Origin of the sequence: Enterobacter sp. K16B, assembly GCF_020216105.1 — a bacterium.
Taxonomy (GTDB): Bacteria; Pseudomonadota; Gammaproteobacteria; order Enterobacterales; family Enterobacteriaceae; genus Enterobacter; species Enterobacter sichuanensis.
Genome location: NZ_JAIWJZ010000117.1, coordinates 1 through 6,810 on the forward strand (window position 1 = coordinate 1; position 6,810 = coordinate 6,810).

General features: G+C 56.0%; 6 protein-coding genes and 1 pseudogene. All 7 read left to right on the forward strand.

The annotated features are described in order from the left end of the window. Positions 1–173: pseudogene (locus LDK53_RS19065) on the forward strand (protease modulator HflK); the annotation flags it as partial. A 2-nt stretch (positions 174–175) separates the two neighbouring features. After that, complete coding sequence (gene hflC / locus LDK53_RS19070) at positions 176–1,180, forward strand: protease modulator HflC (RefSeq protein WP_225287822.1); 1,005 nt, start codon at positions 176–178, stop codon at positions 1,178–1,180. A 71-nt stretch (positions 1,181–1,251) separates the two neighbouring features. Continuing rightward, entirely contained in the window at positions 1,252–1,449 is a 198-nt protein-coding gene (locus tag LDK53_RS19075) for a DUF2065 domain-containing protein (protein ID WP_003855996.1), read from the forward strand. Between the two features lie 104 nt (positions 1,450–1,553). After that, a complete protein-coding gene (locus LDK53_RS19080; RefSeq protein WP_045284473.1) occupies positions 1,554–2,852 on the forward strand; it encodes an adenylosuccinate synthase in 1,299 nt (432 codons plus the stop codon). 192 nt (positions 2,853–3,044) lie between these two features. Beyond that, positions 3,045–3,470: a nitric oxide-sensing transcriptional repressor NsrR gene (nsrR, locus tag LDK53_RS19085; protein ID WP_025758264.1), complete on the forward strand. Its 426-nt coding sequence runs from the start codon at positions 3,045–3,047 to the stop codon at positions 3,468–3,470. A gap of 38 nt (positions 3,471–3,508) precedes the next feature. Continuing rightward, a complete protein-coding gene (gene rnr / locus LDK53_RS19090) occupies positions 3,509–5,950 on the forward strand; it encodes a ribonuclease R (protein WP_225287823.1) in 2,442 nt (813 codons plus the stop codon). Between the two features lie 68 nt (positions 5,951–6,018). Continuing rightward, entirely contained in the window at positions 6,019–6,750 is a 732-nt protein-coding gene (gene rlmB, locus LDK53_RS19095; protein ID WP_025758266.1) for a 23S rRNA (guanosine(2251)-2'-O)-methyltransferase RlmB, read from the forward strand. Positions 6,751–6,810 lie beyond the last annotated feature (60 nt).

Below are 6,810 nucleotides of genomic sequence, written 5' to 3' on the forward strand. Positions count from 1 at the left end.
CAGCGCCGGCAGCGAAGGCTGACACCAGCGGTGCCAACAACCTGCTGCGTCTGCCACCGGCGTCATCCGGTAGCACAAGCGCAACAACCACGTCTTCTTCGAACGATGGTGACATTATGGACCAACGCCGTGCTAACGCGCAGCGTAACGACTACCAGCGTCAGGGGGAATAAGGATGCGTAAGTCAGTTATTGCGATCATCATCATCGTACTGGTCGTGCTTTATACCTCTATCTTCGTCGTGAAAGAGGGTGAACGTGGGATTAAGTTCCAGTTCAGCAGCGTCGTCCGTGACAGTGATAAACGTCCGGTGATCTATGAGCCGGGCCTGCACTTTAAGGTGCCGTTCATTCAGTCTGTGAATACGCTCGATGCGCGTATTCAGACCATGGATAACCAGGCCGACCGTTTCGTCACGAAAGAGAAGAAAGACCTGATCGTTGATTCCTATATCAAATGGCGCATCAGTGATTTCAGCCGTTACTTCCTGGCGACAGGCGGCGGCGACGTTTCTCAGGCGGAAGTGCTGTTGAAACGTAAGTTCTCTGACCGTCTGCGTTCTGAGATTGGTCGTCTGGATGTGAAGGATATCGTGACCGACTCCCGCGGTCGTCTGACCCTGGAAGTGCGTGATGCGCTGAACTCCGGTACAGCGGGCACGGAAGACGAAGTGGAAACGCCAGCGGCGGACGATGCGATCGCTAAAGCGGCAGAACGTGTTCAGGCTGAAACAAACGGCAAAGTGCCGGTGATCAACCCGAACAGTATGGCCGCGCTGGGTATCGAAGTGGTCGACGTGCGTATCAAGCAGATCAACCTGCCTGTGGAAGTGTCCGAGGCGATTTACAACCGTATGCGCGCTGAGCGTGAAGCGGTCGCCCGTCGTCACCGTTCACAGGGCCAGGAAGAGGCTGAGAAACTGCGTGCGGCAGCGGACTATGAAGTGACCAAGACGCTGGCAGAATCTGAGCGTCAGGGCCGTATTCTGCGCGGTGAAGGTGATGCGGAAGCCGCGAAGCTGTTCGCCGATGCGTTCAGCCAGGATCCAGACTTCTACGCCTTTATCCGTAGCCTGCGTGCTTACGAGAATAGCTTCCAGAGCAACCAGGATGTGATGGTGCTCAGCCCGGACAGCGATTTCTTCCGTTATATGAAGACGCCGACTAACGCAACGCGATAAACTCAGGCTCGTTTGAGTATTCAAACCACCGCTTCCCATGGAGCGGTGGTTTTCTTTTATAAGGAATAAAAATGAATTCAACCATTTGGCTCGCGCTGGCGTTGGTGTTAGTGCTGGAAGGCCTTGGCCCGATGCTTTATCCGCGCGCGTGGCGTCGCATGATCGCGACGATGAGCCAACTTCCCGATAATATTTTGCGTCGTTTTGGCGGCGGTCTTGTGGTTGCTGGCATCGTGATCTACTACATGTTGAGGAAAACGATTGGCTGATCAAAAAGTGGTCGGATTTGGGATATTCTGAGGTCAAAAAGTGCTGTATATCTGAAAAAGCGATGGTAGAATCCATTTTTAAGCAAACGGTGATTTTGAAAAAAATGGGTAACAACGTCGTCGTACTGGGCACCCAATGGGGTGACGAAGGTAAAGGGAAGATTGTTGATCTTCTGACTGAACGGGCTAAATATGTTGTACGCTACCAGGGCGGTCACAACGCAGGCCATACTCTCGTAATCAACGGTGAAAAAACCGTCCTCCATCTTATTCCATCAGGCATTCTTCGCGAAAACGTCACCAGCATCATCGGTAACGGCGTTGTGCTGTCTCCAGCTGCGCTGATGAAAGAGATGAAAGGTCTGGAAGACCGTGGTATCCCTGTTCGCGAGCGCCTGCTGCTCTCCGAAGCCTGCCCGCTGATCCTGGATTATCACGTGGCGCTGGACGTTGCGCGTGAAAAAGCGCGCGGTGCGAAAGCGATCGGTACCACCGGTCGTGGTATCGGCCCGGCGTATGAAGATAAAGTGGCACGTCGCGGTCTGCGCGTAGGCGACCTCTTCGACAAAGCAACCTTCGCTGAAAAACTGAAAGAAGTGATGGAATATCACAACTTCCAGCTGGTGAACTTCTACAAAGCTGACGCTGTTGACTACCAGAAAGTGCTGGATGACGTCATGGCGATTGCAGACATTCTGACCGGTATGGTTGTTGATGTGTCCGATCTGCTGGACCAGGCGCGCAAGCGTGGCGATTTCGTCATGTTTGAAGGTGCGCAGGGTACGCTGCTGGACATCGACCACGGTACCTATCCATACGTTACCTCCTCTAACACCACCGCAGGTGGCGTGGCGACCGGCTCTGGCCTGGGTCCACGTTATGTCGATTACGTACTGGGCATCATCAAAGCGTACTCCACTCGCGTGGGTGCGGGTCCATTCCCGACCGAACTGTTTGATGAAACCGGCGAGTTCCTGTGCAAGCAGGGTAACGAGTTTGGCGCGACCACCGGTCGTCGTCGTCGTACCGGCTGGCTGGATGCGGTTGCAGTGCGTCGTGCCGTGCAGATCAACTCCCTGTCTGGCTTCTGCCTGACCAAACTGGACGTCCTGGACGGCCTGAAAGAAGTGAAAATCTGCGTAGGCTACCGTATGCCAGATGGCCGCGAAGTGACCACCACTCCGCTGGCTGCTGACGACTGGGAAGGCATCGAGCCAATCTACGAAACCATGCCGGGCTGGTCTGAGACCACCTTCGGTGTGAAAGAGCGTAGCGGCCTGCCTCAGGCGGCGCTGAATTACATCAAGCGCATTGAAGAACTGACCGAAGTGCCGATTGACATTATCTCTACCGGCCCGGATCGTACTGAAACGATGATCCTGCGCGACCCGTTCGACGCATAATCTTCGTGACTGCTGGCCTGCGGGGAGACCCGTAGGCCGGATAAGCGTAGCGCCATCCGGCGACCGCTCCTGGATCTCCGCTTTTTCGCCCCGTCATTCAAATAAATTAGCCCCTAACTATCTGGCTGGTTTATCATCATTAATGAATATCTGTGCGGTTTGTCCGCGATTTCCCTTTTTCCTGAGGTTGATGTGCAGTTAACAAGTTTCACCGATTACGGCTTACGTGCGCTGATTTACATGGCGTCGTTACCCGATGGGAAAATGACCAGCATCTCTGAAGTCACAGAGGTCTACGGCGTATCCCGTAATCATATGGTCAAAATAATCAATCAACTTAGTCGTGCCGGATACGTTGCTGCCGTCCGCGGGAAGAATGGTGGGATCCGTCTCGGTAAACCGGCACAGAGCATTCGTGTTGGCGATGTGGTACGTGAACTGGAACCGCTCTCTCTGGTGAACTGCAGCAGTGAGTTCTGCCACATTACGCCCGCTTGCCGCCTGAAACAGGCGCTTTCTCAGGCCGTGCAACGTTTTCTCAAGGAACTGGATAACTACACGCTGGCCGATTTGGTTGAAGAGAATCAACCGCTTTATAAATTATTGCTGGTGGAATGAAGAAAATTTCCACCGGAGCTGACAACGGAGGAACCGACATGTCACACGATCCTTTCCAGGAACGCGAAGCCGAAAAATACGCGAATCCTATCCCCAGCCGCGAGTTCATCATTGAACACTTAACAAAACGCGAAAAACCCGCCAACCGTGAAGAACTTGCCGTTGAATTAAACATTGAAGGTGAAGAGCAAACTGAAGCGCTTCGCCGTCGCCTGCGCGCCATGGAGCGCGATGGGCAACTGGTCTTTACCCGCCGCCAGTGCTACGCGCTGCCGGAACGCCTCGATCTGCTGAAAGGGACCGTCATTGGTCACCGCGATGGCTTCGGCTTCCTGCGCGTTGAGGGGCGTAAAGACGATCTGTACCTCTCATCTGAACAGATGAAAATGTGCATCCACGGCGATCAGATCCTGGCGCAGCCGCTGGGCGCCGACCGTAAAGGTCGCCGCGAAGCGCGTGTCGTACGCGTTCTGGTGCCAAAAACCAGCCAGATTGTTGGCCGCTACTTTACCGACGCGGGCGTGGGCTTCGTGGTGCCGGACGACAGCCGTTTGAGCTTCGACATTCTGATCCCACCTGAAGAGGTGATGGGCGCGCGCATGGGCTTCGTGGTGGTCGTGGAACTCACCCAGCGCCCAACCCGTCGTACCAAAGCGGTGGGTAAAATCGTCGAAGTGCTCGGCGACAACATGGGGACTACCATGGCCGTTGATATGGCGCTGCGTACCCATGAAATCCCATATATCTGGCCGAAAGCGGTTGAAGAGCAGATCGAGAGCCTGCGTGAAGAAGTCCCGGAAGAGTCCAAAGTGGGCCGCGTGGATCCCCGCTCTCTGCCGCTGGTCACGATCGACGGTGAAGACGCTCGTGACTTCGATGACGCCGTCTACTGTGAGAAAAAGCGCGGCGGCGGCTGGCGTCTGTGGGTGGCAATTGCCGACGTAAGCTACTATGTTCGTCCGCATACCCCGCTGGATAACGAAGCGCGCAGCCGTGGTACCTCGGTCTACTTCCCGTCTCAGGTAGTGCCGATGCTGCCGGAAGTACTGTCTAACGGCCTCTGCTCCCTGAACCCGCAGGTTGATCGCCTCTGTATGGTGTGTGAGATGACCATCTCCAACAAAGGGCGCTTAACCGGCTACAAGTTCTACGAAGCGGTAATGAGCTCGCATGCGCGCCTGACCTATACCAAGGTCTGGCATATGCTGCAGGGCGACCAGGATCTGCGCGAACAGTATGCGCCACTGGTCAAACACATCGAAGAGCTGCATAACCTCTACAAAACGCTGGATCAGGCGCGCGAGGAGCGCGGCGGGATCTCCTTTGAGAGCGAAGAGGCGAAGTTTATCTTCAACGCCGAACGTCGTATTGAGCGTATTGAACAGACCCAGCGTAACGACGCGCACAAGCTGATCGAAGAGTGTATGATCCTGGCGAACATCTCGGCGGCACGTTTCGTCGAAAAAGCCAAAGAGCCGGCGCTGTTCCGTATTCACGATAAGCCGTCGACGGAAGCCATCACCGCGTTCCGCTCCGTGCTGGCCGAACTGGGTCTGGAGCTGCCGGGTGGTAACAAACCTGAGCCGCGTGATTACGCTGAGCTGCTGGAGTCCATTGGCGACCGTCCGGATGCAGAAATGCTGCAGACGATGCTGTTGCGCTCAATGAAGCAGGCGATTTACGATCCGGAAAACCGTGGTCACTTCGGCCTGGCGCTGCAGTCTTACGCCCACTTTACGTCGCCGATCCGTCGTTATCCTGACCTCTCTCTGCACCGTGCGATCAAGTATCTGCTGGCGCAGGAGCAAGGCCATAAAGGAAACACCACTGAAACCGGTGGCTACCACTATTCGATGGAAGAGATGCTGCAGCTGGGTCAGCACTGCTCCATGACCGAGCGTCGGGCCGACGAAGCCACGCGTGACGTGGCGGATTGGCTGAAGTGTGACTTTATGCTGGACCAGGTGGGTAACATCTTCAAAGGCGTGATTGCCAGCGTGACCGGCTTTGGCTTCTTCGTTCGTCTGGATGAGCTGTTTATCGACGGTCTGGTGCACGTCTCCAGCCTGGATAACGACTATTACCGCTTTGACCAGGTCGGCCAGCGTCTGATTGGCGAATCGGGCGGTCAGACCTATCGTCTGGGCGACCGTGTGGAAGTGAAGGTCGAGGCCGTGAATATGGACGACCGTAAGATCGACTTCAGCCTGATCTCCAGCGAACGCGCGCCGCGTAACGTCGGCAAAACCGAGCGTGAAAGGGCGAAAAAAGGCGGCAACGGTAAAGCGAGCGGCAAGCGCCGTCAGGCCGGGAAGAAGGTGAACTTCGAGCCGGACAGCGCGTTCCGCGGCGAGAAAAAGCAGAAGCCGAAGGCGGCGAAGAAAGAAGCTCGCTCAGCGAAAAAGCCTTCCGCGAAGACGCAGAAAATAGCGGCTGCCACTAAAGCGAAGCGCGCAGCGAAGAAAAAGCAGGCGGAGTAAAATTCCCCTCACCCTGACCCTCTCCCCGAAGGGGAGAGGGAAAAGAACAGTCATAATGAGAACCATCAATGAGTGAAATGATTTACGGCATCCACGCGGTGCAGGCCCTTCTCGAGCGCGCGCCGGAGCGTTTTCAGGAAGTCTTTATTCTGAAAGGGCGTGAGGACAAACGTCTGATGCCGCTGATCCATGCCCTGGAAGCACAGGGTGTGGTGATCCAGCTGGCAAACCGCCAGTTCCTGGATGAGAAAAGCGAAGGCGCGGTTCACCAGGGGATCATCGCCCGCGTGAAGCCGGGTCGTCAGTATCAGGAAAACGATCTGCCGGATCTGATCGCTGAGCTGGAGAATCCGTTCTTCCTGATCCTCGATGGCGTAACCGATCCGCACAACCTCGGCGCGTGTCTGCGCAGCGCGGATGCGGCGGGTGTGCACGCGGTGATCGTGCCGAAAGACCGTTCTGCACAACTGAACGCGACGGCGAAGAAAGTGGCCTGCGGCGCGGCGGAAAACGTTCCGCTTATCCGCGTGACCAACCTGGCACGCACCATGCGTATGCTGCAGGAAGAGAACATCTGGATCGTCGGTACCGCCGGTGAAGCGGATCATACCCTGTACCAGAGTAAAATGACCGGCCGTCTGGCGCTGGTGATGGGGGCGGAAGGCGAAGGTATGCGTCGTCTGACCCGCGAGCACTGTGACGAGCTGATCAGCATCCCGATGGCGGGCAGCGTGTCCTCCCTGAACGTTTCTGTTGCAACGGGCATCTGTCTGTTTGAAGCAGTGCGTCAGCGTAGCTGATTTTCGCCCGGTGGCGCTTCGCTTACCGGGCCTACGGTTTTGTAGGCCGGGTAAGGCGAA